At 72.0% G+C, this 24,586-nt stretch carries 20 protein-coding genes and 1 pseudogene; 13 read left to right on the top strand and 8 right to left on the bottom strand.

Annotation, left to right across the window (positions count from 1 at the left end; translation table 11 throughout):
- Window positions 1-22: 22 nt before the first annotated feature.
- Complete coding sequence (locus ACIF6L_RS18495; RefSeq protein ID WP_359835748.1) at window positions 23-1,522, bottom strand: MFS transporter; 1,500 nt, start codon at window positions 1,520-1,522, stop codon at window positions 23-25.
- A gap of 137 nt (window positions 1,523-1,659) precedes the next feature.
- Here ACIF6L_RS18495 and ACIF6L_RS18490 point away from each other — a divergent pair, with 137 nt between their 5' ends.
- The 3 genes and pseudogenes from ACIF6L_RS18490 to ACIF6L_RS18480 form a co-directional block, all read left to right on the top strand.
- A complete protein-coding gene (locus tag ACIF6L_RS18490; RefSeq protein WP_396488508.1) occupies window positions 1,660-2,385 on the top strand; it encodes a TetR/AcrR family transcriptional regulator C-terminal domain-containing protein in 726 nt (241 codons plus the stop codon).
- A gap of 92 nt (window positions 2,386-2,477) precedes the next feature.
- Window positions 2,478-2,747 (top strand): type II toxin-antitoxin system Phd/YefM family antitoxin, encoded by a 270-nt coding sequence (locus ACIF6L_RS18485; RefSeq protein WP_396488507.1) that lies wholly within the window; start codon window positions 2,478-2,480, stop codon window positions 2,745-2,747.
- Between the two features lie 49 nt (window positions 2,748-2,796).
- Window positions 2,797-3,186: pseudogene (locus ACIF6L_RS18480) on the top strand (type II toxin-antitoxin system VapC family toxin); the annotation flags it as partial.
- Between the two features lie 97 nt (window positions 3,187-3,283).
- Here ACIF6L_RS18480 and ACIF6L_RS18475 read toward each other — a convergent pair.
- Together ACIF6L_RS18475 and ACIF6L_RS18470 are read right to left on the bottom strand one after the other, a co-directional pair.
- Window positions 3,284-4,582: a glycosyltransferase 87 family protein gene (locus ACIF6L_RS18475; RefSeq protein ID WP_396488505.1), complete on the bottom strand. Its 1,299-nt coding sequence runs from the start codon at window positions 4,580-4,582 to the stop codon at window positions 3,284-3,286.
- Between the two features lie 195 nt (window positions 4,583-4,777).
- The gene (locus ACIF6L_RS18470; RefSeq protein WP_396488504.1) at window positions 4,778-5,188 is read right to left on the bottom strand and encodes an ATP-binding protein; all 411 of its coding nucleotides are present in this window, start codon (window positions 5,186-5,188) and stop codon (window positions 4,778-4,780) included.
- A gap of 160 nt (window positions 5,189-5,348) precedes the next feature.
- Between ACIF6L_RS18470 and ACIF6L_RS18465 the strand changes: the two genes are divergently transcribed.
- The 6 genes from ACIF6L_RS18465 to ACIF6L_RS18440 all read left to right on the top strand — a co-directional run bounded on the left by ACIF6L_RS18465 (window position 5,349) and on the right by ACIF6L_RS18440 (window position 8,782).
- Window positions 5,349-6,155, top strand: a complete 807-nt coding sequence (locus ACIF6L_RS18465) for a helix-turn-helix transcriptional regulator (RefSeq protein ID WP_396488502.1) — start codon at window positions 5,349-5,351, stop codon at window positions 6,153-6,155.
- Window positions 6,152-6,352 carry a DUF397 domain-containing protein gene (locus tag ACIF6L_RS18460; protein WP_396488500.1) on the top strand — a complete coding sequence of 67 codons (201 nt, stop codon included), beginning with the start codon at window positions 6,152-6,154 and terminating at the stop codon, window positions 6,350-6,352. The genes ACIF6L_RS18465 and ACIF6L_RS18460 overlap by 4 nt, the downstream gene beginning before the upstream one ends.
- 232 nt (window positions 6,353-6,584) lie before the next feature.
- The gene (locus ACIF6L_RS18455) at window positions 6,585-7,445 is read left to right on the top strand and encodes a hypothetical protein (protein ID WP_396488498.1); all 861 of its coding nucleotides are present in this window, start codon (window positions 6,585-6,587) and stop codon (window positions 7,443-7,445) included.
- Between the two features lie 61 nt (window positions 7,446-7,506).
- On the top strand, window positions 7,507-7,866 hold the full coding sequence (locus ACIF6L_RS18450) for a type II toxin-antitoxin system RelE/ParE family toxin (protein ID WP_359803073.1): 360 nt from the start codon (window positions 7,507-7,509) through the stop codon (window positions 7,864-7,866).
- A 62-nt stretch (window positions 7,867-7,928) separates the two neighbouring features.
- Window positions 7,929-8,339 carry a helix-turn-helix transcriptional regulator gene (locus ACIF6L_RS18445; RefSeq protein ID WP_359803075.1) on the top strand — a complete coding sequence of 137 codons (411 nt, stop codon included), beginning with the start codon at window positions 7,929-7,931 and terminating at the stop codon, window positions 8,337-8,339.
- Window positions 8,339-8,782, top strand: a complete 444-nt coding sequence (locus tag ACIF6L_RS18440) for a hypothetical protein (protein WP_396488496.1) — start codon at window positions 8,339-8,341, stop codon at window positions 8,780-8,782. Before ACIF6L_RS18445 ends, ACIF6L_RS18440 begins: the two co-directional genes overlap by 1 nt.
- Window positions 8,783-9,202: 420 nt before the next feature.
- On the opposite strand, the gene ACIF6L_RS18435 is transcribed toward ACIF6L_RS18440, so the two are convergent.
- From ACIF6L_RS18435 to ACIF6L_RS18420, 4 genes are all read right to left on the bottom strand, one after another.
- Window positions 9,203-9,679 carry an ATP-binding protein gene (locus tag ACIF6L_RS18435; protein ID WP_329489668.1) on the bottom strand — a complete coding sequence of 159 codons (477 nt, stop codon included), beginning with the start codon at window positions 9,677-9,679 and terminating at the stop codon, window positions 9,203-9,205.
- A gap of 198 nt (window positions 9,680-9,877) precedes the next feature.
- On the bottom strand, window positions 9,878-11,155 hold the full coding sequence (locus ACIF6L_RS18430; protein WP_396488494.1) for an Ig-like domain-containing protein: 1,278 nt from the start codon (window positions 11,153-11,155) through the stop codon (window positions 9,878-9,880).
- 202 nt (window positions 11,156-11,357) lie between these two features.
- Window positions 11,358-12,632 (bottom strand): Ig-like domain-containing protein, encoded by a 1,275-nt coding sequence (locus tag ACIF6L_RS18425; RefSeq protein WP_329489666.1) that lies wholly within the window; start codon window positions 12,630-12,632, stop codon window positions 11,358-11,360.
- Between the two features lie 217 nt (window positions 12,633-12,849).
- The gene (locus tag ACIF6L_RS18420) at window positions 12,850-14,085 is read right to left on the bottom strand and encodes an Ig-like domain-containing protein (RefSeq protein ID WP_396488493.1); all 1,236 of its coding nucleotides are present in this window, start codon (window positions 14,083-14,085) and stop codon (window positions 12,850-12,852) included.
- 289 nt (window positions 14,086-14,374) lie between these two features.
- On the opposite strand from ACIF6L_RS18420, the gene glgX reads away from it, so the two are divergent.
- The 4 genes from glgX to ACIF6L_RS18400 all read left to right on the top strand — a co-directional run bounded on the left by glgX (window position 14,375) and on the right by ACIF6L_RS18400 (window position 21,272).
- Window positions 14,375-16,579, top strand: a complete 2,205-nt coding sequence (gene glgX, locus ACIF6L_RS18415; protein WP_352289456.1) for a glycogen debranching protein GlgX — start codon at window positions 14,375-14,377, stop codon at window positions 16,577-16,579.
- A gap of 101 nt (window positions 16,580-16,680) precedes the next feature.
- On the top strand, window positions 16,681-18,516 hold the full coding sequence (locus tag ACIF6L_RS18410) for an ABC transporter ATP-binding protein (RefSeq protein WP_359803084.1): 1,836 nt from the start codon (window positions 16,681-16,683) through the stop codon (window positions 18,514-18,516).
- Entirely contained in the window at window positions 18,513-20,390 is a 1,878-nt protein-coding gene (locus ACIF6L_RS18405; RefSeq protein ID WP_359803086.1) for an ABC transporter ATP-binding protein, read from the top strand. Before ACIF6L_RS18410 ends, ACIF6L_RS18405 begins: the two co-directional genes overlap by 4 nt.
- Before the next feature lie 129 nt (window positions 20,391-20,519).
- Window positions 20,520-21,272: a class I SAM-dependent methyltransferase gene (locus ACIF6L_RS18400; RefSeq protein ID WP_329489661.1), complete on the top strand. Its 753-nt coding sequence runs from the start codon at window positions 20,520-20,522 to the stop codon at window positions 21,270-21,272.
- Window positions 21,273-21,329: 57 nt separating this feature from the next.
- On the opposite strand, the gene glgP is transcribed toward ACIF6L_RS18400, so the two are convergent.
- Window positions 21,330-24,041, bottom strand: coding sequence for an alpha-glucan family phosphorylase (gene glgP, locus ACIF6L_RS18395; protein ID WP_359803090.1), 2,712 nt, complete (start codon window positions 24,039-24,041; stop codon window positions 21,330-21,332).
- Window positions 24,042-24,586: the final 545 nt, after the last annotated feature.

The following is a 24,586-nucleotide window of genomic DNA, read 5'->3' as shown; positions in this document are numbered from 1 at the left end:
TTCCCGGCGGACGGGCGGGGCGTCAGGCGGCCAGCGTGGCCTCCTCCGCCTGGGCGTCGGCCGGCGCGGCCTTCCTGTCCCGCATGACCAGGGTGGCGAGCAGGGCCGCGGCGAGGACGCCGACCGCGCTGATCGTGAAGGTGGTCGACATCGAGGAGGTGAAGGCCTCCCGGGCGGAGTGGACCAGTCCGGCGTCCCCGCCGGCGGCGGCCAGGGCGTCGCCGATCGAGCGCTTGGCCTGCGCGGAGCTGTCGGCGGGCATCTCCCGGGCGAACCGGCTGGAGAGCAGGGAGCCGAGGATGGCGATGCCGAGCGCGCTGCCGGCCTGCTGGATGGTGTCGTTCAGGGCGGAGCCGACGCCCGCCTTCTCGGCGGGGATGGTGCCCATCAGGGCGCCGATGGCGGCCGGCATCGCCAGCCCGGCGCCGAGACCGAGCAGGCCGAGGGCGACGGCCGGGAGGGTGAACCCGGCGTCGGCGGAGACCGTGCTCAGGAGGCCGAAGGCGGCGGCCATGAGCAGCATGCCGACCAGGACGAGCAGGCGGTTGCCGATCTTCGCGGCGAGCCCGGCACCGGCGCCGTTGCCGATCAGCGCGGCCACGGCCAGCGGCACGAAGGCGAGGCCCGCCTTGACCGGGGAGTACCCGAGCACGAACTGCAGGTACTGGGTGAGGACGAGCAGCAGACCGCCGTTGCCGATCTGGACGAGGGTCAGCGAGAGCGAGCCGCCGCTGAAGTTGCGGTGCTTGAACAGGGCGAGCGGGACCATCGGCTCGGAGGTGACGTTCTCCCAGATCACGAACCCGCCGAGGGCGACGACGGCGACGATCAGGGTGACGGCGGAGCGGCCGTCGAAGGCGCCGTGCTGCGGGATCTCGATGATCCACCAGATCATGGCGGTCATGCCGACGGCGGAGAGCACCGCGCCCAGCGGGTCGGCCTTCTGCCAGGGGCCCTTCGACTCCGGCATGAGGGTCAGGGCGGCGACGACGGCGAGGACGACGACCGGGACGTTGATGAAGAAGATCGAGTGCCAGGAGAAGTGGTCGATCAGGACGCCGCCGAGCACCGGGCTGCCGACCAGGCCGAGCATCGACACCGAGCCCCAGGCCGCCATCGCCTTGCTGCGCTCGTCCTCGTCGAAGACGGTGATCAGGATGGAGAGGGTGGACGGCATGATCAGCGCACCGCCGACACCCATCGCGACGCGGGCCGCGATGACCTCACCGGGGCTGGTGCAGTAGGTCGCGGCCAGTGAGGCGGCGCCGAACAGCAGCAGGCCGATGATCATCACCTTGCGGCGGCCGAACCGGTCCCCGAGGCTGCCCGAGGTGAGCAGCAGCCCGGCGAAGACCAGGATGTAGGAGTCGAGGATCCACTGGGTGTCCTGGGCGCTCGCCCCGATGGACTCCGTCATCGACGGCACCGCCACCGTGAGCGCCATGCCGTCGATCACCAGGACCAGCGTGCTGAGGCAGAGCACGACGAGGATCCACCAACGACGTGGGTTGCGGGTTTCCATGGGTTGTCCCTCCGAGTTGCGCACACTGTTCCTTCGCTGCGCACACTGTACGCAGACCGGAACAGTGTGCGCAACCCGCTGCACCTGTACGCTGGATGCGCACGGCGTACGCAGGAAGATGTGAAGAGGAGAACCTCATGGCCACCAGGGCGAACCCGGCCCCGTCCGTCTGGGCACGGCAGCAGCGGGAGGCGGAGCAGCCGGCGCTCAACCGGGCCGCCATCGTCCGGGAGGCGATCGCCGTGCTGGACGCCGACGGCATCGACGCGCTCAGCATGCGCAAGCTCGGCGCCCGTCTGAACGCGGGCGCGACGTCCCTCTACCGACACGTGGCCACCAAGGACGAGCTGATGGAGCTCGCGGTGGACGAGGTCTTCGGCGAGAGCACCGTCCCGCCCGCCGACAGCCCCGACTGGCGGGAGGCCGTCGCCGAGGCCGCCGAGTCCTTCCGCGCGACCGCGCTGCGGCACCCGTGGCTCGCCTCGGTCCTCGGCCAGGCGGGGCTCGCCTACCTCGGCCCCAACCTGAAGGCCTACTCCGAGCGCGTGGCCGCCCTGTTCGTCGCCGCCGGGTTCCCCGAGCCGGAGCGCGCGATCGAGACCGTGATCACCTACGTGATCGGGATGAGCACGACGGAGACGGCCTGGCTGACCACGGTGGCCCGCTCCGGCCAGACCGAGGCCGAGTTCATCGAGGGGCTGATCCCCGCCGCCCAGGAGGCGGCGGCCGACACCGAGCACCTCTCCGCCGCGTACGCGGCGGCGATCGGCGTCGACCCGGTGGCCCTGCGCAACGAGAAGTTCACCTACGGCCTGAACGTCATCCTCGACGGCCTGGCCCTACGCCTCCCCGGCCCCCGGTAACCACCGGCGGCGGGGCCGCCTGCGCCAAGGGCGTTCCGAGTCCCGTGCCACGCGGTAGCACAGGGTGGCACAGCGGGAAATATGCTGAATTCATGTCAGTGCACCCCGAGATCACTCAAAGAGAGCTGCGAAGTCGGTCGAAGGAGATCATGGACGCCGTTCAGGCAGGCCACTCCTTCACGGTGACACGTGACGGGCACCGGATCGGCGAGCTGATCCCGCTACGAAGGCGGCGACGATTCGTCCCACGGAGCGAGTTCACCGCCATGTCACGTAGCGCCCCGGACATCTCCCTGGATTCCTTCCGCGCCGACCAGGACGCCTTGGCCGACCAGCAGACGGATGACCCCTATGGCCGGTGACATCCCACAAGGCATCCTGGACACCGACATCATGATCCTGCGCAAGTGAGTGGACCCGGACGAGCTACCCGCAGAGATGGCCATCACGGCGATCACGCTGGCCGAGCTCTCTTCGGGACCGCATGAGGCCCGCAGGAACGAGGAGCAGAACGACTACGACGAGCACGCCGAACGTGCCCGACGACTCCACGTGCTCCAACGTGCGGAGAACGAGTTCGACCCCATTCCGTTCGACACGGAGGCGGCCCGCATCTACGGCCGCGTCTGCGCTGCCGTCATCAGCAGCGGCCGCAAGCCTCGCCGACGCGTGGCGGATCTGATGATCGCCGCCATTGCCGAGGGCCTTCCTCTGTTCACGACGAATCCCGACGACTTCAAGGGCCTCGACGGGGTACTGACCGTCGTCCCGGTCACCAGACCGCAGGTGCTGCACGACCGCTGGGCGGACCGTCACCTGAGCCACTGGCCGAGGGCCTTCAGCCGCCAGGAATGCCCTGGCGGCGTCCGAGAAGCTCGACCGACTACGGGGCGGGTGGTCAGGTGGCCGGGGTCGCCCGGGGGATCGGCGCCGGGGTCGGCGGGGCCTCGCCCCCGTCGGCCTGGTGCGGCAGCGGGACGGTGGGCCGGTGGCGGAGGTCGGCGACCGTGACCCGGAGGACGGCGATCAGGGCGAACAGCATCAGGACGCCGTGGGCCGGCATCGACAGGTACGGGTCCACGTCGCGGTTGATGAACTTGAGGTAGCTGCCGAACGAGGACAGCTGCACCAGCACCGGCAGGTACCAGAGCTGCCGGGGCAGTTGGAAGGCCACGATCACGCTGAGCACGTCGGCTATGTAGAAGTAGCGCTCGTGCATCGACGGCAGCAGGAAGGGCACCGCGATCGCGGAGGCGGTGGCCAGCAGCAGGATCCGGGTGTCCGTGAGCACCCGCCGCCCCGCCTGGCCGGCCGCGGCGGCGCCGGCCTGCCGCAGGGCCCGCACCGCGAGCCCCACCAGCGCCAGGACCACCACGCCGGCGACCACGACGCCGATGCCCCGCGCGGTGTCCTGGGCGTCCTGCGGGACGGAGACGAACTGGTACACCGACGGCGCGTAGAGCGTGAGGTCCTTGTACGTGTCCGGCTGCCGGGTGTAGACGGTCAGCAGCTGCCACGGGTCCGCGCCGAGCAGGAAGGCGGGGATGTCGAGGGCCACGTACGCGGCCACGGCGGCGAACAGGCTCCGCCAGGGGATCCGGTTCGCCAGGACGAGCACCAGCAGGGCGGGGAACAGGAAGACGGCCTGGAGCTTGAACGCGAGCGCGATCCCGAAGAACGCGCACGCCCAGGTGGGCCGGTCCCGGAGCAGGTGGTAGACGCCGCCCACCAGGAAGGTCGTGAAGATCGCGTCGGCCTGGCCCCACCAGCCGCTGTTGGTGACGACCGTGGGCAGGAAGAGCACGACCACCGCGGCACCGAGGGCGCGCCACGGCCGCTGCGGCCACCGCAGCTCCACGATGCGGAACACGTAGGACGCCAGGGCGAGGTCGAAGAGGATCGAGACCCACTTGATCCCGGCGAGCGCCGTCACCGGGAGGTAGGTGAGCGCGGCCATGAGGTAGAGGTACGGGACGTTGTAGTCCGAGAAGTCCGCATGGCTGAGAGCGTTGAAGCCGCCGTTCTCGGCGATGTAGCGGTACCACGGACCGAGGAAGTAGTAGTAGTCCGACGACTCACTGTCCAGCAGGAGGATCCTGACGGTCAGCGCGGCCAGCACCGCGGCTGCCGCGGCCAGCGCCAGGACGATCGGATCGACGCCGTCACGGCGCGACTCCTCGGTGGTGATGTCGGACATCGCACTCCGTTCGGTTGGCCACGGCGCCCCCGAAGCCGTGCACCGAAAATCATATATACAGACACAAGTGCGCTGAGCGAAGGGCTATCAGGGCACGAACCAGGGCAGGTCGCAGCGCTGAAGTGGCCGAAGTGAGGGTAGTGACGGGAGTCCCGGAAGGGGCCGGAGCAGGAAGTCGGACCGGTCGACTTCCCACTACTCCGGCTTGAGCTCGAACCAGACGATCTTGCCCACGTGACCCGGGCCCCGGGGCCGGGTGCCCCAGGAGGCGGCGAGGGCCTCGACGAGTTCGAGCCCGCGACCGCCCTCGTCCTCGGGGCCGGCCTGACGGGGCTCGGGCAGGTCCGGGTTGGCGTCGGCGACCTCGACCCGGAGCGCACCGCATTCGGTGACGGCGAACCGGACGCCGATGAGGCGGTCGCGCGGGCCACGGGCGTGACGGCACGCGTTGGTGACCAGTTCGCTGAGGAGGAGCAGGGCCGTCTCGGTGGTCTCGTCGGGCACCCGCCAGGCGTAGGCCTGCCGGAGGAGTTGCACGCGGGCATGACCGACGCTGCGGGGGTGGCGGGGGAACATCCACTCGATGTCGACGGGCTGAGTGATCATCAGTGTCCTTGACGCGGAGAGCCTTTGGCGTCACCCACGGGAGCGGAGATCAGCCATTTCACGGTCCGAGAATCGGCTTCCGGGCTTAGCCTCGGTAGTGACACTGGCGATTCAGCGAGGGAGTGACCCGCTGGTCGACCGCATGAGGAGGGGTACGGGGATGAGCGCGCCCGCACAGCCGCCGATGGCTTGGAAGTACTGTGGCGATCAGATCAAGCGCTGGCGAGAGCAATCGGGCGTCACGCGGGAGCAGTTGAGCCAGGCGGCCAGCTACGACCCGGAGAGCGTCCGATCCATGGAAGCGGGCCGACGGAAGCCCTCGGTCAAGCTGCTGACAGTCGCGGACGAGCTATGCAACGCCCGAGGAATGTTGCTCGGTGCTGTCGACTACCTGAAACCTGAGAAGTTCCCGTCATTCTCGCAGGACTTCATGAGGTACGAGGCTGAGGCGACCGTTCTGAGCTCCTATGAGAATCAACTCGTCCCCGGGTTGCTCCAGACCGAAGCAACCGCACAGGCCTTGATCAACGCCCACTGGCCGCCACTTGATGACGACACCGTGACCGAGAGAGTCGCAGCCAGGATCGCTCGCCAGTCGACCTTGCAGAAGCAGACGAAATCCTTCAACTTCCTCATCGAGGAGTTCGCTCTCAGGCGCCGAGTCGGCACCGAGGACGTCCATCGCAAGCAACTGGAACACCTCCTCGCCGCCGGCACACCTCGGCACGTCTCCATCCAGGTGGTGCCCGCCCATGGAGTACACCCGGGGGTCAACGGCCCGTTCGTCCTTCTTGAGACCGCCGATCACGAGCGCTTGGCCTACGAGGAAGGCCAGTCCATGGGGCTTCTGTTTGCAGAGCGAGAGAAGGTGAATCTCCTCTGGCAGCGCTATGCAATGATCCTCCGGCAGGCCCTCAGCCCCGAGGAGTCGGCTCGGTTCATCAGAACTCTGTCGGAGGAACTATGAGCGCCAACCTGACTTGGACCAAGTCCAGTTACAGCGGGACCGAGGGCGGCAACTGCGTCGAGGTCGCCTCCTCCAGCCTCACCGTCCACGTCCGGGACTCCAAGGACAAGGCCGGGCCGCAGCTCTCCTTCTCGCCCGCCGCCTGGGCCGCGTTCCTCGCCTTCGCGGCCGAAGCTCAGGTGTCGGGGGTCGAGTGACTTCCTAGCGGAACGGGTGGGTGAACACCCCCCACCCACCCTCCCAACCACCGCCCTAGCCAGCCCGTATGACTAATCGTCACCGGTCGCCACGGGCTGCGCACGCCGTGTAGCGTGCGCACCAACGAATCAACCCCCGCCGGTGCACCAACACCGAACGGGGGTCTGACCGACACGATCGAAAGCAGTCGATCCTGTGGCTACCCACGACTTTAGCCCTGCCCTGCCCCCGATGGCGTCCCCCGGCTACGGAAAGCGTTCCGCGCCGGGCCAAAATCCCCCTCACGCCGACGACTTCGCGCAGCTGCCCGCCCGTGAGGCCTACCTGGCGCGGCTGGTCGACCGGCTGCCCGAGGGCGCCGCGATGGACACCAAGACCCTCGCCCGCGAGCAGCCCCACTACGGCCAGCAGGCCGTCCGCAGCGCGCTCAACCGGCTCTCCGTCGCCGGTCACCTGCGCCGCGTCCGCGAGCGGGTCGACGGCGACCGCACGCAGTGGGTGTTCCGCACCTACTTCTCCCGGACGCCCCGGGACGACGCCTGGTGGTCCCGCTTCCTGACCGTCGGCGACACGGACGGCAGTGCCGACACCGGCCCCGCGCAGGTTCACCCGGACGAGCGACCCCACCCCCGCGTGGACAGGTCACCCGCCTACCGGGCCCTCGCCGCCCTCGGGCTCGCCGACCCCCGGCTCGCGCTCTCGGCGCGCGACTGCGACTCCCTCGAACCGCTCGCCGCCCAGTGGCTCGCGCGCGGGGCCGGTACGGCGTACCTCACCACCGCGCTGACCGCCGGACTCCCGCCGGCCGTCCACAGCCCGGCCGCCTTCGTCCACCGCCGCCTGGCCGACAAGATGCCGCCCGAACGCACCGGGGAGCCGACGGCACCGGTCACCCGCGTCCTGGAGTGCACCGACTGCCGCACCCCGAGCCGGCCGCAGGCCCTCCTCGGCGGCCTCTGCCGGGCCTGCCGGGCGGGCGCCTCCGACGCCCCGCCACCGCGCACCCGGCTCTCGCCCCAGGCCGTGCACCGGCACGCCGCCCGGGTCCGCGCCTCGGTCCGCCCCAACCCGTCCGCACGGCATCCGCATTGATCCCCCCTTCACCCCCTCCCCCCTAGACTGCCGACCGGCGCACGGGCCGAGGGGGTGGGCGTTGAACACACGGGAGTGGTCCTTCTACGAGGGCGCGGACGGTTCGACGCCCCTGGTCAAGGACCTGCAGAAGGCCCGGCTGGCCACCCACGAGCGGGCCCGGCTGTTCGTCCTGATGAACCGGGTCAAGGAGCGGCAGACCCTGCCGGGGGACGTCAAGGACCTCGGCAACGACCTCCTGGAGGTGCGGCTCACCGGCGATCACCGCACCTTCCGGCTGCTCTTCGCGGAGGAGGGCGAGGGCCTGGTCCTGCTCGCCCTGTCGTTCTTCCAGAAGAAGTCCCAGAAGACCCCGCCGAACGAGCGCGGCGCCGCGGAGCGGCGGCTCAGGGAGTGGCGGAACCGGCCGTCGGCGGGCTGAGTTCCCGGTTCTCGATATCGGCTTCGGGCGATAATGTTGAAGCACTCTGAGGGGAGGCGGCCATGGCACCCACGCTGCACGATCTACTCGACCTCGACCCGGACGATCCCCGCGTCGCCGCGAGCCTGGCCGACGCGCAGGCCTACGCCGAACTCGTGGAGACCCTGGTGGTGGCCCGCAAGAAGCGCGGTCTGACCCAGCGCGAGGTGGCGGACCTGATGGGGACGTCGCAGTCGACGATCTCCGAGTTCGAGCGGGTGGGCGGCGACGCCCGCTACTCCACGCTCCAGCGGTACGCCCGCGCGGTCGACGCCCGGCTGTACAGCCTGGTCGACCACACCGCCGCGGACCTGACGCCCGCCTGGAAGCCCGCGCCCGTCGAGGTGCAGGTCCGGGTGGCCGTCCGCGAGCGCGGAGCACGGTCCCGGCCGACCGCCTGGGGCGACGACGCGCAGCGGTCGGTGACCGTCTGATGGCCGGTTCGCCCGCCCGCCCGGGGGTCCGGCGCTTCGCCACCCTCGACGAGCTCTCCGCCGCCACCGAGCTGGAGGACGTCACCTTCCTGGAGGTGTCCGGCCGGCGCCTCTTCGACCAGCAGGAGCCGCGCAGCGAGGCGGAGAACCGGACCACGCTCGCGGTCTGGCTCCGCGAGGGCGACGACGGGACCACTCTGGAGGTGCGCTGCCGGCTGGAACTGGGGAGCGCCCAGGCCGACTTCGTGGTGGACGCGGCGGCGGCCTTCTCGCTGGGGGCGCCGTTCGAGCTCCCCGCCGAACTGCAGCAGCTGTTCGTCGACCGGATCGGCGTGACGGTGCTCTACCCGTACCTGCGGGAGGCCCTCCAGGGCAGCGCCACCAAGCTCGGCGTCGACACCCCGCTGCTCTCGCTGCGCGGCCCGGGGCAGGGCGTCCGCTAGCGCTCGGACCGCCGACCCCGACAGGGCCTCGTCACAGAGCCCCGTCACAGAGCCTCGTCACAGGGTCTACACGGCTCGCTCATGAATAATCTCAGGCGACAGCGTTAACCTATGCAAAATCCAAAGGTGAACTAGGTTACAAACCTTGAAATCAAAGCCAGCCGGTTTGCCCACATGCTGAGATCCATGCGATAGTCGAGATGTCCGGCGGCGGACGACGACGACCCGCCGAGGACACCGAGACTACGGCCCGCCCGACCTGGCACGGCCGTCGCCCATCGTGTCGGCACGCACCCCCTTGGCCGCGCGATGACTTGCAGGGGCCCCCACGCACCGGAACACGGTGGATCGGGGGCCCTGCGCGTTTTCCGGGCACGGCCACGGCTGCGGCACGGCCACGGCGGGTGCCGCCGCGACGCCTCAGTGGCGCTCGCGCACCTTGAGCTCGAACCAGACGCCCTTGCCGCGCGGCAGCAGATCGGCGCCCCAACGGTCGGCGAGGTCGTCGACGACCTTGAGCCCGCGCCCGTACTCGTTGATCGGCAGCGGCTCGGCCATGATCAGACAGGGCAGCGCCCGCGAGGAGTCCCGCACCTCGACCCGCAGCCAGCCGGGCTTGCGCGACACCTGGACGCCGATGGTCCGCCCGGCCGCGTGCCGCACCGCGTTGGCCACCAGCTCGCTGGTGAGCAGCTCGCCGACCTCCAACTGCTGGTGCAGCTCCCAGGACTCCAGCACCGAGAGCACCAGCCGGCGGGCCAGCGGCCCGGACTCCGGCCTCGACGGCAACCGCATCTCGCCCGGTGCCGACTGGTCGCACAGCCTGCCGAAGTACATCCGCTCCAGCTCCTCGGAGCTGAGCCGCTCCAGGGCCGCCAGCGCGTCCTGGAAGCACATCCACGATGCCTCAGCGACCAAGCTCGACCCAGGAAGTGATGACTGATCTGTTTCGCCCCAACCCGCCATGCGGTCCATCATTGCGGAACGCAAGCGGCCGCGTACGGACAATGAGCAAACGATCACTACCCGCTCGGCATATGCCGGGTGCAACCCGGGCCGGGTGCGCGTCAAGCCCGGGTTGCCGCAAACCGCCTCCTACCAGGCACTCCAGGCCAGGTTCCAGCCGCTGAGGCCGTTGTCCGGAGCCACCGTGCCGCGCGCGGAATTCTGCACCGTCACGATGTCGCCGATCAGCGAGCCGTCGTAGAAGCTGCCCGCCGAGGTGCCGTCGCCGCCGCCCTTGACGTCCTTGAGGCCGACGCAGCCGTGGCTGACGTTGTCCTTGCCGAAGGCGCTGCTCCAGTAGTTGCCGTGTACGTACGTGCCGGACGTGGTCAGCCGCATCGAGTGCGGCACCTGGAGGTCGTACGGGTCCCCGGTCATCCCGGGCATGCTGCTGGACTGCATCCGCACCACGCCCTCCTTGGACATCACCACCATGGTGCCGTTCCAGGTGGGGTGCTCCGAGGAGCCGGAGGTGATGTCGACGACGGAGCTCCTGCCGTCGTTGACCACCGTCATCTTGTGCGTCTTCGCGTCAACCGTCGAGACCTGCGATCGCCCGATCGTGAAGGGCTCGTCCCGGTCCACGCCGCCGTAGACGCCGGGGGCGAGCTCCACGTTCTTCAGCCGGTAGTGGACGGTGACCTTCGTCCCCGGCTTCCAGTACGCCTCGGGGCGGAAGTCCAGCCGGCGGTTGCCGAACCAGTGGCCCTTCACCACGGTGCCGTTGTCGGACTCGAAGGTGATGCCCTTGGCGACCGCCTCCTTGTTCTTCACGTCCTTGTCGAAGTCGACCGAGACGATCATGCCGACCCCGTAGGTGGCGTTGTCCTCGACGTTGTCGCTCGCCTTCGCCTCGCGCTCGGGCGTCAGCGTGGTGAAGCCGCTGTCCGCCGAGGCGACCACGCCGTTGGCGTCCGCCGCCATCGCGCTCACCTGGTAGGCGGTGCCGACCGCCAGGCCGGCCGTCGGCGTCCAGCTGCCGCCGTCGGCGGCGATCGTCCCGGCGACCTCCTTGCCGGTCCGGTCGCTCACCTTGACCGTGGTGAGCTTGCCGCCCGCCACCGCGACCTTGAGCGCGCCGCTCGGGGCCACGTCCACCGCGCCGTTCTTCGGCTCGATGTCCAGCACCGCCGCCGACACCTTCGGCGCCGCCGGGGTCGACGCGGGGGCGTCGGCCTGCGCCGCCCCGGAGGCCGGTGCAGCTCCGGACGCCGGCGCGGAGGCGGTCGCCGCGACGCCCGCCGCGCCCCCCAGGTCCGCCTTGGCCGCGCTCCCGCCGGCCGCGCCGTCGCCCCCGCCGCACGCGCTGGTCAGCACCAGCGCGCCGCCCATCAGACCGGCGGCCACCACTGTCCGTATCGACCTCATGTCGACTCCTCCCGTTGATCCCGCTCGACCACGAGGGGACTCGACAGATACACGCGCCATCCACCGGAAAGGTTGCGCCATCCGGGCGACGATCACGCCACGAACGACGACCGGCCCGACCCCAACGAGTGAGGATCGGGCCGGTCGTCGTCGAACCGGGACTACCGGGGCTGCCGCCGGGGTAGAGCGTGTGTCGCCGGACCTACCAGTTGGCCCAGCCGATGTTCCAGCCGCCGAGGCCGTTGTCGGGCGCGACGGTCTTCTCCTTGGTGTTCACGATCTTCACCACGTCGCCGACCAGCGAGTCGTTGAAGAACTTGCCCGCCACCGAGGTGTCGCTGCCGCCCTTCTCGTCGGCCATCGAGACGCAGCCGTGGCTCGCGTTGGACTTGCCGAAGGGGTTGGCCCAGTAGTTGCCGTGCACGAAGGTGCCGGAGGTGGTGAGCCGCATCGCGTGCGGGACGTCCTGGATGTCGTACTCGCCGCCGAGACCGACGGTCTGCGAGTTCATCCGGGTGACCTTCTCCTTGGACATGATCACCATGGTGCCGCCCCAGGAGGGGGTCGCGTCGGCGCCGAGGGTGACCGGCACCGTGGTGCTCTTGCCGTCCCGGACGGTCGTCATCGTGTGGGCGGCCGAGTCGGCCGTCGAGACCTGGGAGCGGCCGATGGTGAACGGCTCGTCCTTGTCCACGTCGCCGTAGATGCCGGGGGCGACCTCGACGTTCTTCAGCCGGTAGTGGATGGTGACCTTCGTCCCCGGCTTCCAGTACTCGGCCGGGCGGAAGTCCAGCCGCTTGGTGCCGAACCAGTGGCCCTTCACCTCGGTGGCGGCGCCGTCGCTGGTCTCGAAGGTGATCCCCTTCGCCACGGCCTCCTTGTTCTTCACGTCCTTGTTGAAGACCACCGAGACGATCATGCCGACGCCGTAGGTGGCGTTGTCGGCGATGTTGTCGTTCGTGGAGATCGTCTTCGCCGGGGTCAGCGTGGTGAACGAGGTCGTCGACGCCGTCACCAGGCCCTCGGCGTCCTGGGCCTGCGCGCTCACCTTGTAGACCATGCCGACGGCCAGGGGCGCGCTGGGCTTCCAGCCGGAGCCGTCCGGCGTGATCGCCCCGGCGACCGGCTTGCCCTCCTTGTCGGTGACCTCGACGGTGGTGAGCTTGCCGCTCGCGACCGAGACGGCCAGCGCGTTGGTCGGCGAGACGTCCTGGGCACCGTCCTTCGGCTCGACGGTCAGCACCGCGGCCGAGGTCTTCGGCGCCGCCGAGCTCTGGCCGGGCGCCGGAGCGCCCCCACCGTTGGCACCCGCCGTGGCGGCCGCGTCACCCCCGCCGCTGCCCCCGTCACTGCCCTTGTCGTCCCCACATGCCGCGGTGAGCAGCAGCACCCCGCCCATCGCGAGCGCCACTGCGCCGCGGCGCATCCGACGGCTGGTGGTCCCTATCGCGGCGTCGTCCGCCAAAACCGGCTTCACGGTTTCTCCCCTCCCGGTGTCCATCCAGATGGACGCGTGTTCGCCCGGACGGGTTGCACCGGACCGGCGATCTTCCGCGCCGGTCTTCGGCGCGGCAAGCAGGATAGCTGGGCCGAATGAGTGAACCCCGGGGGGAGTGCGGTGAATCACAGGTGGAACAGCGGTGAAGACCGGCGGGAGGGTCACCGCCCCGCGGCCGGGGCCAGGGGCCGGTGGCTCAGCGCTCGATCGCGCTGCCCGCGACCCACTGGGCCCAGGGCAGGTTCCAGCCGTTGAAGCCGTTGCTCGGCGGGACGGCGTCCCCGGTGGCCGCCTTCACCTCGATCACGTCCCCGGGGATGGTGTGCTCGAACAGCCAGCCCGCCGGGGTGTCCTTGCTCGTACCGCCCTTGGCGTCGGCCAGGCCGATGCAGCCGTGGCTGGTGTTGGCCGCGCCGAACACCGCCGGGTCGGCCCAGTAGTTGCCGTGGATGAAGGTGCCGGAGGTGGTCAGCCGCATCGCGTGCGGGACGTCCTTGATGTCGTACTCGTCGCCCATCCCGACGGTCTGCGAGTTCATCCTGGTCGTGCGGTACTTCTCGGAGACCACCAGCACGCCCCGGTAGGTGGTGTGCTTCGGGTCCCCGCCGGACACCTTGAGCGTGCGCACCACCTTGCCGCCCGCCCCGGCCCGCACGGTCAGGGTGTGGGCGTCCAGGTCCACCGTGGAGACCTGGGCCCGGCCGACGGTGAACCGGACGTCCTTGGTCTGGGTGCCGAACGCGCCCGGCGCCCCCTGCACGTCCTTGAGCCGCAGCGCCACCGCGACCTTGGTGCCGGCCGCCCAGTAGGCCTTCGGCCGGACGTCCAGCCGCTGGGTGCCGAACCAGTGCGCGGCCAGCTCCACCGGCGGGTCGGCCGTCACCGTCACCGCCCGCTCGACGGCCGCCCGGTCGGTGATCGGGCGGCTGAAGCGCAGCGAGACGGGCATGCCGACGCCGACCGTGGAGCCGTCCTCCGGGGTGAAGAAGGCGACGAAGGTGTGCGCCCGGGCCACCGTCGAGAAGTCCGTGTGCTGGTTCGCCTTCTGGCCCTGGTCGTCCTCGGCCACCGAGTCCAGGGTGTACGCGGTGCCGAGCGGCAGCGGGCCGTTCGGCGCCCAGCTCGCACCGTCCGGGGAGAGCGTCCCGGCCACCTCGGTGCCCTTCGCGTCGGCCAGCCGGACGGAGACCAGCCGGCCCTGGGCCACCGAGACCCGGACCGCGCCGTCCGGCGGGACGTCCTCGGCGCCGTCGGCGGGGAGCGCGGTGATCGCCGCCCGGGAGGGGGCCGGCGGGGCCGTGTGCCCCGGGGCCGCCGCGTCCTGGGCCGGGCCGGCCGCCGGACCGCCCCCGCCGGCGCACCCCGTCAGCACCGCCAGGCTCCACCCCAGCGCCGCCGCACGGCGCGCCCACACCAGTACTCGGGGCCGCATTCCGGGGCCTCCCGCCGTTTCCGTCCGATACCCCGGACAACGAGGGCAATCCCGGCAGGACACGCGGACCGCCGGGTGAACCTCACTCCGGCGGCCCACCGCCGGGCGGCCGGCGGCCCGGTGGTGGCCCCGGCGCGGGCCCGGGCGGCGTGCCCGAACCGCCCCCGCGGCGCGCGGCCCCCGGCCGCCATCCGCCGGTAAGCCACCGTTCAGCGGCTTCCGATCAGCAGGATCAGGGAAAGAGAAGGTGAACGGGGTCCGGGACACCCCGCCCAGGGAGGGTAGGGCCATGGCGTCAGGGCAGGAGCTGGAAGCCGGAGTGCGGCCGCGCGGCGGTACCGGCACCGAGCCACCGTGGCCCGGCAGCTGGCAGCCGCTCGGCGCCCGCTTCCGCACCGATGCCCAGGGCCGCCAGGGCACCAACTTCGCGCTCTGGGCGGCCGGCGCCGAGGCGGTCGACCTCTGCCTCTTCGACGAGGACGGCCAGGAGAGCAGACACCGCCTCACCGAGCAGAACTTCCAGACCTGGCACGGCTTCCTGCCCGGCGTCCGCCCGGGCACCCGGTACGGCTTCCGGGTCCACGGCCGCTGGGACCCGTGGACCGGCGCCCGGTGGAACCCGGCCAAGCTGCTGCTTGACCCCTACGCCCGGGCCGTCGACGGCTGTTACACCTCCCACGACGCGGTCTGCTCCGCCGTCCGCAACTGGCCCGAGGCCGACGTCGCCGACACCGTCCGGGACAACCGCGACTCGGCCCGCTACGTGCCCAGGTCCGTCGTGGTCCACGACGACGACGACTGGTACGACGACCACCGCCCGAAGACCCCCTGGGCCGAGACCGTGCTGTACGAGCTGCACGTGCGCGGCTTCACCATGCGCCACCCCGAGGTGCCGCCGGAGCTGCGCGGCACCTACGCGGGCCTCGCCCACCCCGCCGCGATCGCCCACCTCACCGGGCTCGGCGTCACCGCCGTCGAGCTGCTGCCGGTGCACCAGTACGCCAGCGAGGACCACCTCCAGGCTCGCGGCCTGGGCAACTACTGGGGGTACAACACCGTCGGCTTCTTCGCCCCGCACGCCGGCTACTCCTCCTCCGGCAGCCGCGGCGGCCAGGTGGGCGAGTTCAAGCGGATGGTGCGCGCGCTGCACGCCGCCGGCATCGAGGTCGTCCTCGACGTGGTCTACAACCACACCGCCGAGGGCGCCGAGCTGGGCCCCGCCCTCTCGCTGCGGGGCATCGACAACGCCGGGTACTACCGGCTGCCGCTGAACCGCCCGCGCGGCTACGCCGACTACACCGGCTGCGGCAACACCCTGGACACCCGGCGGCCGCAGGTGATCCGGCTGATCACCGACTCGCTGCGGTACTGGGTGACCGAGATGGGCGTGGACGGCTTCCGCTTCGACCTCGCCGCCGCGCTCGCCCGCGGCAGCGACGGCGTCGAGATGGACCACCCCTTCCTCGCCGCCGTCTCCCAGGACCCGGTGCTGAGCCGGGTCAAGCTGATCGCCGAGCCCTGGGACGTCGGCGCGGGCGGCTACCAGGTCGGCGGCTTCCCCCCGCTGTGGGCCGAATGGAACGACAAGTACCGCGACACCGTCCGGGACTTCTGGCGCGGCGCCCGCCCGGACGTCCGCGAGCTCGGTTACCGGCTCTCCGGCTCCTCCGACCTCTACCAGCGCGGCGGCCGGCGCCCCTACGCCTCGGTCAACTTCGTCACCGCGCACGACGGCTTCACCCTGCGCGACCTGGTCTCCTACGACCGCAAGCACAACGAGGCCAACGGCGAGGCCAACCGGGACGGCACCGACGACAACCGGTCCTGGAACCACGGCGCCGAGGGGGAGACCGCCGATCCGGCCGTCCACGCCCTGCGCCTGCGCCAGTTGCGCAACCTGATGGCCACCCTGCTGCTCTCCACCGGCGTCCCGATGATCACCGCCGGGGACGAGTTCGGCCGCACCCAGCGCGGCAACAACAACGCCTACTGCCAGGACAACGAGATCAGCTGGCTGGACTGGTCCCTGCTGGCGGACCGCGACTGGGCCGGGCTGCGCGACCTCACCGCCCGCCTCGTCCGGCTGCGCCGCGCCCACCCGGTGCTGCGGCAGCGGGCGTTCTTCTCCGGCCGGGCCGCCACCCCCGGCGGCCAGCCGGACCTGGCCTGGTTCACCCCGCGCGGCAAGGAGATGACCGAGGCCGACTGGTTCGCCCCCACGGCCTGCCTCGGGATGCTGCTCTCCGGCACCGCGATGTCCGAACGCGACCAGCACGGACGCCCGTTGCGCGACGACAGCTTCCTGCTGCTGCTCAACACCGGCCCCGACCCGGTGGCCTTCACGCTGCCCGGCGAACCCTGGGCCGCGCCGGACGCGCGGTACGAGACGGTGCTGGACACCGCGAGCGAGGAGAACGGCCCGCTCCCCTCCCCGGACACCGCCCTGCTCGGCGGGCACTCGCTGCGCCTGCTGCGCGCACCCGCCCCTCGCTGACCCCCGCACCCCACGCGTCCCGGCCACCGGTGGCCGGTTCTCGACGACAGGTGCGAAAAACCTGATGAGAAATGACGCGGGCCCGACCTACGCTCACGGCGATGGCCGAGAACCAAGCCCCCGCCCCCACGTCCGCCCACCGGTCGACGGTCCGCTCGCTGCTGCGCCTGTGGCCCTACGCCCGCGCGATCCGCTGGCGGCTGACCGCCTCGGTCGCCGCCGCGCTGTTCGCCGCGCTCAGCGTGCTGCTCGTCCCGATCGTTCTCGGCCGAATCGTCGACGGACCGATCACCGACCACGACGTCGGCGCGCTCTGGCCGCTGATCGGCCTGCTCCTGGCGCTCGGGCTCTTCGAGGCGGCCCTGTTCTACGCCCGCCGGGTCATCCTCGCCAAACCCCTGGCCGGGGTGGAGACGGCGATGCGCGGCGACCTCTTCGCCCGGCTGCAGCGGCTGCCGATCTCCTTCCACGACCGCTGGGGCTCCGGCCAGTTGCTCTCCCGGGCGACCTCCGACATGTACACCATGCGGCTGTTCCTGGCCTTCCCGCTGGTCTTCCTGATCGTCAACACCGCGACCTTCCTCGCGGGCACCGCCCTGATGTTCACCCAGGACTGGCGGCTGGCCCTGATCGTGCTGGCGCCCGCCGTCCCGCTGATGGTGCTGACCCGGAGGTTCGAGGCCGGCTACTCCGGCGCCGCCCGGCTCGCCCAGGACCAGAACGGCGACCTCGCCACCGTCATCGAGGAGTCCATCCTCGGCATCCGCATCCTCAAGGCCTTCGGCCGCCACCGGTCGATGGCCGACCGCTTCCGGGCCCGGACGCACGACCTGCGCCGGACCGAGCTGCGCAAGGCCGGCCTGCTCGCCAACCTCTGGGCGGTCATCGTCGGCCTGCCCGAGCTCGCCCTCGGCTGCGCCCTCGCGGTCGGCTGCTACCTGGTGGCGCACGACGAGCTGAGCACCGGCACCCTGGTCGCCTTCCTCTCCACCGCGCTCGCGCTGCGCTGGCCGGTCGAGTCGCTGGGCTGGCTGCTCGCCTACGCCAACGAGGCCGCCACCGCCGCCGACCGCTTCTTCGAGGTGCTGGACGAGCCGCTGCCGGACGACGACACCGAGCCGGCCCCGGCCGACGCCGCCGACACCACGGCCACGGCCACGACGCCGGGCGCCGCCCCCGACGGCATCCGGCTCACCGGCGTCCGTTTCCGCTACCCGGACGCCCCGCCCGACACCCCCGACCTGCTCCGGGGCATCGACCTGCACATCCGCAGCGGCGAGACGATGGCCCTGGTCGGTGCCACCGGCAGCGGCAAGACCACGCTCACCGCGCTGCTCCCCCGGCTGTACGACGCCACCGCCGGCACCATCACGCTGGACGGCCGCCCGATCCGCGAGCTGTCCCGCGAGCGGCTGCGCGAGCTGGTCTCGGTCGCCTTCGAGGAGCCGACCCTGTTCTCCGCCACCGTCCGGGAGAACGTGCTGATGGGCGCGCCCGGCGCCGGCCCCGAGCAGCTCGCCGCCGCGCTGGCCACCGCCCAGGCCGGCTTCGTCGAGAAGCTGCCCGACGGCGCCGGGACGGAGGTCGGCGAGCAGGGCCTCAGCCTCTCCGGCGGCCAGCGCCAGCGGCTGGCGCTGGCCCGCGCGGTGGTCGGCGCCCCGGCCTTCCTCGTCCTGGACGACCCGCTCTCCGCGCTGGACGTGCACACCGAGGCGCTCGTCGAGCGGGCCCTGCGGCAGGTGCTCGGCTCCACCACCGCGCTGGTGGTGGCCCACCGGCCGAGCACCGTGCTGCTCGCCGACCGCGTCGCGGTGCTCTCGGACGGCCGGATCGAGGCCGTCGGCACCCACCAGGAGCTGCTGCGCAGCTCGGCGCGCTACCGCGAACTGATGTCGGGCGACGCCGCCCTGGTACCGGAGAGGGGCGCCGCCCGATGACCACCACGCTCGAACCCGCCGAGAAGTCGGCGAAGTCCACGGCGGCGGCGAAGGCCGCGCCGGAGGAGGAGCTGCCCGCGCCCCCGGCCGACGAGGAGGACATCCCCGTCCCGCCGGGCGCGCCCCGGGCGCTGCTGCGCGCGCTGCTCGGCCCGCACCGGGCCCGGATCACCGTCGCGATGGTGGTGATCCTGCTCCAGCAGGCGGCGCTGCAGTCCGGTCCGCTGCTGGTGGCGATCGCCATGGACCGGGGCATCCCGGCACTGCGCGACCACGACGCCGGCCCGCTGGTCGCGGTGATCACCGCCTACCTCTCCTGCGCGCTGATCAGCACCGTGCTGCAGTGGGCGTTCATCAAGATCAGCGCCCGGATCAACCAGGACATCCTGCTGGAGCTGCGCGGCCGGATCTTCCGGCACGCCCAGCGGCTCAGCCTGGACTTCCACGAGCGGTACACCTCGGGCCGGATCATCTCCCGCGCCACCTCCGACGTGGACGCGCTGCGCGAGCTGCTCTCCGAGGGCCTCCAGGAGCTGCTGACCGTCTTCCTCTCGGTCTTCTACATCTCGGTGCTGCTGCTGGTGATGGACTGGCGGCTGGGCCTGGTCTCGCTGGCGTCGTTCGTCCCGCTGTTCCTGATCGCCCGCTCGTTCCGGAGCCGCTCCCGCCGGGTCTACCGCCGCTCGCGCACCTCGGCCGCCTCGCTGATCGTGCGCTTCACCGAGACCATGAACGGCATCCGCCCCGTCCAGGCCTTCCGCCGCGAGCGGGCCAACGACGCCGCGTTCTCCGTGGTCAACCGGCAGTCGGCCGCCGCCACGGCGGACGGCCTCCTGGAGATCGCCCGCTACGTCGGCCTCTCCCGCGCCACCGCGAACGTCTGGAGCGCCGGTGTGGTGCTGCTCGGGGCCTTCCTGGTCACCGACGGCGCGGTGGAGCTCGGTGTGCTCACCGGTTTCGTGCTCTACCTGCGCCGCCTGTTCGACCCGATCGACCAGCTCGCGATGTTCCTGAACAGCTACCAGTCGGCCGCCGCCGCCCTGGAGAAGATCGCCGGCCTGCTCGCCCACGAGCCGACCGTCGCGGAGCCCGCCGAGCCGAAGGAGCTCCCGGCCCAGCGGTCCACCGCCGCGGCCAAGGGGCGCGAGGTGCACTTCGAGAAGACCGCCTTCGGCTACCGCTCCGGCAAGGAGGTGCTGCCCGCGTTCGACCTGGTGCTGCCGGCCGGCCAGACCGTGGCCGTGGTCGGGGCGACCGGGGCGGGCAAGTCGACGGTCGCCAAGCTGCTGGCCCGCTTCTACGACCCGACCGACGGCCGGATCAGCCTCGACGGGGTGGACCTGCGCGACCTCGCCACGCCGGAACTGCGGCGCGGGGTGGTCATGGTGACGCAGGAGTCGTTCCTGTTCTCCGGCACCGTCGCCGAGAACATCGCGATCGGCCGTCCGGGTGCCTCCCGCGCGGAGGTCGAGCAGGCCGCCCGGGACATCGGCGCGTACGAGTTCGTCGCCGCGCTGCCGGAGGGCTTCGACACCGACGTGCGCAAGCGCGGCGGCCGGATCTCGGCCGGCCAGCGCCAGCTGGTCGCCTTCGCCCGGGCCCTGCTGGCCGACCCGGCGGTGCTGATCCTGGACGAGGCGACCAGCTCGCTGGACGTGCCCGGCGAGCAGGCCGTCCAGCGGGCGATGCGCACCGTGCTGGCCGGGCGGACGGCCGTGATCATCGCCCACCGGCTCTCCACCGTCGAGATCGCCGACCGCGTCCTGGTGATGGACCAGGGCCGGATCGTCGAGGACGGCACCCCGCAGGAGCTGATCGACGGCTCCGGCCGCTTCGCCGAGCTGCATCAGGCCTGGCGGGACAGCCTGGTCTGACCGCGCCCGCGCGGGTAATAGCCTCTAGGCCCTTTCATCCATTACCGAAAGGGCCTAGAGTCGTCCCCGGGACCGACCGGGCCGCACCGGGCCGCACCGGTCCGCAGGCCGACGACCTAGGGAGCGGACGTGACCGACCGGACGCACTGGCAGGACTGGCAGCGCAGCTGGGACCGCCAGCAGGAGTGGTACCTGCCCGACCGCGAGGAGCGGTTCCGCGCCATGCTGGACGTCGTCGAGGCGGTCGCCGGCCCCGAGCCGCGCGTCCTCGACCTGGCCTGCGGCACCGGCAGCATCAGCGAACGACTGCTCGCCCGGCTGCCCGGCGCGGTCAGCGTCGGCGTCGACCAGGACCCGGCGCTGATGGCCATCGCCCGCGGCATCTTCGCCGACGAGCCCCGGTTCACCCTGGTGACCGCCGACCTCAAGGACCCGGACTGGGCCACCCGGCTCCCGCCCGGCCCGTTCGACGCCGTGGTGACCGCCACCGCCCTGCACTGGCTGCCCACCGACGACCTCGTCCGGCTGTACGGGGACCTCGCCGAGCTGGTCCGCCCCGGGGGCGTCTTCCTCAACGCCGACCACACTCCCGAGTCGACGATCCCGCTGCTCACCGCGGCCGACGAGGCCTTCCAGCAGCGGCGCCAGGAACGCGAGCGGGCCGACGGCGTGCTCGACTGGGCCGGCTGGTGGGCGGCGGCCGCGGCCGACCCGCTGCTCGCCGAGGAGGTCGCCGCCCGCAACGCGCTCTACGGCTCGCACGCCCAGGGCGCCGTGCACCCCGCCGACTGGCACACCGCCCGGCTCGTCGAGACCGGGTTCCGCGAGGCCGGGGTGGCCTGGCGCTCCGTCACCGACTCCCTGGTCGCCGCCGTCCGCTAGGCCCCGCCCGGCCGGGCGGGGTGGGGAGAGCCGGACCGACCGGCCCTCCCCACCCGTTCAGCGCAGCAGCCCCGCGTCCATCCCGGTGGATTCCGGCGGCAGCGCCACCAGGCCCAGCTCGGCCGGCGAGGCCAGCCGCGGATGGGCCGGCAGCACCCGGACGGTGTACCCGAACGGGCCCGTCCGGCAGAGCTCCAGCGAGCCCTCGTAGCGGGTGCGCCCGTCGAGGTCCGGCCCGCCGACCGGCTTGAGGGCGAGCAGGCAGGCGTCCGAGATGCCGTCCGACTCGTCCACCCGGCCGGAGACCACCTGCACCTCCACGTCACCGGGCTCCAGCGCGCCGAGCGCGACCTGCACCCGCAGCGCCAGCGAGCTGCCCAGCTCCTGCGCCTCGTCCGGGCACTCCGCCTCGACGTGCTCGACCCGGACGGCCGGCCAGGCCTCCCGGACCTTGGCCTTCCAGCCGGCCAGCTCGCGGGCCCCCGCGTACGGGCCGGTCACCGGCCCGCCGGGCACCGCCGCCGCCAGCTCCCGCTGGGCCAGCGCCGCCGGGGTGTACAGCCGCTCGACGTACTCGCGGACCATCCGCCCCGCCAGCACCTTGGGCCCGAGGGTGACCAGGGTGTGCCGGACCATGGCGATCCAGCGGTGCGGCAGCCCGTCCGCGCCCCGGTCGTAGAACCGGGCGGCCACCTGGTGCTCGATCAGGTCGTACAGTGCGGCGGCCTCGATGTCGTCCCGCCGCTCGGCCTCGCCGCTCTCCGGGTCGAGGACGCCGGCGCTCTCGTCGGCGGTGGGGATCGCCCAGCCGTTCTGGCCGTCGTACCACTCGTCCCACCAGCCGTCCAGGACGGACAGGTTGAGGCAGCCGTTCAGCGCGGCCTTCATCCCCGAGGTGCCGCAGGCCTCCAGCGGGCGGAGCGGGTTGTTCAGCCAGACGTCGCACCCCGGGTAGAGGTGGCGGGCCATCGCCATGTCGTAGTCCGGCAGGAAGACGATCCGGTGCCGGACGGCCGGGTCGTCGGCGAAGGCGACCATCTGCTGGATCAGCCGCTTGCCGCCGTCGTCGGCCGGGTGGGCCTTGCCGGCGACCACGATCTGCACCGGCCTGGTCGGGCTCAGCAGCAGGGCGCGCAGCCGCTCCTGGTCGCGCAGCATCAGGGTGAGCCGCTTGTAGGAGGGCACCCGGCGGGCGAACCCGATGGTGAGCACGTCCGGGTCGAGCACCGAGGAGACCCAGCCGAGCTCGGCCTCGCCGGCGCCGCGCTGGCGCCAGGAGGCGCGCAGCCGGTGGCGGGCCTCGTCGACGAGCTGGGCGCGCAGGCTGCGGCGCAGCTCCCAGATCTCGCTGTTGCCGATCCGCTCCAGGCCCGTCCAGCGCTTGGCGTCCCCGGTGGTCATGGCGTCCTCGGCGCGGTCGGCGCCGATCTCGGCGGCGCCGAGCCGGACGACCGCCGGGTCGATCCAGGTCGCCGCGTGGACGCCGTTGGTCACCGAGGTGATCGGGACGTCCGCGGCGTCGAATCCCGGCCAGAGTCCGTTGAACATGGACCGGCTGACCTCGCCGTGCAGGGTCGAGACGCCGTTGGCGCGCTGGGCGAGCCGCAGGCCCATCGCCGCCATGTTGAACAGCTTCGGGTCCCCGCCGCGCCAGGTCTCGGCGCCGAGCGCGAGCACCTGGTCGGCCGGGACGCCGGGCAGTGCCGCGTCGCCGCCGAAGTGGCGGGCGACCAGGTCCCGGTCGAAGCGGTCGATGCCGGCCGGGACGGGCGTGTGGGTGGTGAACAGGGTGCCGGCCCGGACGGCCTCCAGGGCGGCGGCGAAGTCCAGACCGGGCTCGGCCGGACCGTCGGTGATCAGCTCGCGGATCCGCTCGATCCCGAGGAAGCCGGCGTGGCCCTCGTTGGTGTGGAAGACCTCGGGCGCGGGGTGGCCGGTGAGCCGGCAGTAGGCGCGCACCGCACGGACGCCGCCGATGCCGAGCAGCATCTCCTGGAGCAGCCGGTGCTCGCTGCCACCGCCGTACAGGCGGTCGGTGACGTCGCGCTCGGCGGCCGAGTTGGCCTCGATGTCGGAGTCGAGCAGCAGCAGCGGCACCCGCCCGACCTGGGCCCGCCAGACGTGCGCGGCGAGGGTGCGGCCGCCGGGCAGCGCGAGGTCGATCCGGCAGGGGGTGCCGTCACTCTCCCGGAGCAGCGTGACGGCGAGTTCGTCCGGGTCGAGGAGCGGGTAGCGCTCCTGCTGCCAGCCGTCCCGGTTGAGGGACTGCCGGAAGTAGCCGTGCCGGTAGAACAGCCCGACGCCGATGATCGGCACGCCGAGGTCGCTGGCCGCCTTGAGGTGGTCGCCGGCCAGGATGCCGAGGCCGCCGGAGTACTGGGGCAGCGCCGCGGCGATGCCGTACTCGGGCGAGAAGTAGGCGATGGCGGTGGGCTGCGCGGCATCGGCGACGGGTTGGTCGAGGCCGTGCTGGGCGGCCTGGTACCAGCGCGGTCCGGCCAGGTACTCCCGCAGGTCGTCGGCGAGGTCGCCGAGTCTGCGCAGGAACCGGCGGTCGGTGGCCAGCGCGGCGAGCCGCGCGGCCGGGACCTCGCCCAGCAGGCGCACCGGGTCCTCCCCCGTGGCCGCCCAGACCTCCGGGTCCACGGACCGGAAGAGGTCCCTGGTCTCGGGATGCCAGGACCAGCGCAGGTTGAGGGCCAGCTCGTGCAACGGCTGGAGTTGTTCGGGCAGGACAGTGCGGACGGTGAATCTGCGGATTGCCTTCACGGCGTGAAGCGTAGCCCCGGCGGCTGTCGTGAGGGTGCGTCAAGTGGGCTATTGAGCCTCCGTTCGGGCTATTGATGAGATCGCATTCGGCGCATTGGGCTGCAGAGGGGGCGCGCGCGGCGCACGTTCCGTCGGATCGCGCTACCAATGCGTGAACATTGCGGAACAGATCCATTTCCACCGGCGGAGCCGCCCCGGACAAAGCCCGAAACTACTGTCGTACCGCTGCAAAAGTCCGGTCGCCGGTGCGACTATGAACCAAGGTCGTGGATGCTGCGGGGAGTGCGGCGACGGGTGGCGCCCTCCTTGAAGCAGCACGTCCGAATCCTTTTCGCGTTGATCGATTCCCAACCTCCTTAGCCCATTCGGCGCTCACCGCGCGCCGCCGCGTGTCCTGGGACTCGGCCTGCTCGTTCACGGGTGGGTTGGGTCGCCCAGGGGCGTGCCCCGAGAGGCGTGCGCCGGGACGCGCGCGGGCTCTCGGGCGCCCCGCCAGGGGCTCGGCGGGAGCGGGGCAGGTTGCCGGGGACGGCGGCGCGGGCAGG

The organism is Kitasatospora sp. NPDC086009, assembly GCF_044540385.1.
In the GTDB taxonomy this organism is placed as follows: domain Bacteria; phylum Actinomycetota; class Actinomycetes; order Streptomycetales; family Streptomycetaceae; genus Kitasatospora.
Note: the sequence above shows the minus strand (reverse complement) of the source record. Positions and strands in the feature narration are given on the sequence as shown.

Bases quoted from the DNA above. Each gene is read 5' to 3' on its own strand.
- ACIF6L_RS18420 (WP_396488493.1), bottom strand. From the start codon at position 14,085: ATGCGGCCCCGAGTACTGGTGTGGGCGCGCCGTGCGGCGGCGCTGGGG.
- ACIF6L_RS18455 (WP_396488498.1), top strand. From the start codon at position 6,585: ATGGCGTCCCCCGGCTACGGAAAGCGTTCCGCGCCGGGCCAAAATCCC.
- ACIF6L_RS18410 (WP_359803084.1), top strand. From the start codon at position 16,681: ATGGCCGAGAACCAAGCCCCCGCCCCCACGTCCGCCCACCGGTCGACG.
- ACIF6L_RS18470 (WP_396488504.1), bottom strand. From the start codon at position 5,188: ATGATCACTCAGCCCGTCGACATCGAGTGGATGTTCCCCCGCCACCCC.
- ACIF6L_RS18435 (WP_329489668.1), bottom strand. From the start codon at position 9,679: ATGTGCTTCCAGGACGCGCTGGCGGCCCTGGAGCGGCTCAGCTCCGAG.
- ACIF6L_RS18430 (WP_396488494.1), bottom strand. From the start codon at position 11,155: ATGAGGTCGATACGGACAGTGGTGGCCGCCGGTCTGATGGGCGGCGCG.
- ACIF6L_RS18490 (WP_396488508.1), top strand. From the start codon at position 1,660: ATGGCCACCAGGGCGAACCCGGCCCCGTCCGTCTGGGCACGGCAGCAG.
- ACIF6L_RS18485 (WP_396488507.1), top strand. From the start codon at position 2,478: ATGTCAGTGCACCCCGAGATCACTCAAAGAGAGCTGCGAAGTCGGTCG.
- glgX (WP_352289456.1), top strand. From the start codon at position 14,375: ATGGCGTCAGGGCAGGAGCTGGAAGCCGGAGTGCGGCCGCGCGGCGGT.
- ACIF6L_RS18495 (WP_359835748.1), bottom strand. From the start codon at position 1,522: ATGGAAACCCGCAACCCACGTCGTTGGTGGATCCTCGTCGTGCTCTGC.
- ACIF6L_RS18475 (WP_396488505.1), bottom strand. From the start codon at position 4,582: ATGTCCGACATCACCACCGAGGAGTCGCGCCGTGACGGCGTCGATCCG.
- ACIF6L_RS18465 (WP_396488502.1), top strand. From the start codon at position 5,349: ATGAGCGCGCCCGCACAGCCGCCGATGGCTTGGAAGTACTGTGGCGAT.
- ACIF6L_RS18440 (WP_396488496.1), top strand. From the start codon at position 8,339: ATGGCCGGTTCGCCCGCCCGCCCGGGGGTCCGGCGCTTCGCCACCCTC.
- ACIF6L_RS18445 (WP_359803075.1), top strand. From the start codon at position 7,929: ATGGCACCCACGCTGCACGATCTACTCGACCTCGACCCGGACGATCCC.
- ACIF6L_RS18405 (WP_359803086.1), top strand. From the start codon at position 18,513: ATGACCACCACGCTCGAACCCGCCGAGAAGTCGGCGAAGTCCACGGCG.
- ACIF6L_RS18460 (WP_396488500.1), top strand. From the start codon at position 6,152: ATGAGCGCCAACCTGACTTGGACCAAGTCCAGTTACAGCGGGACCGAG.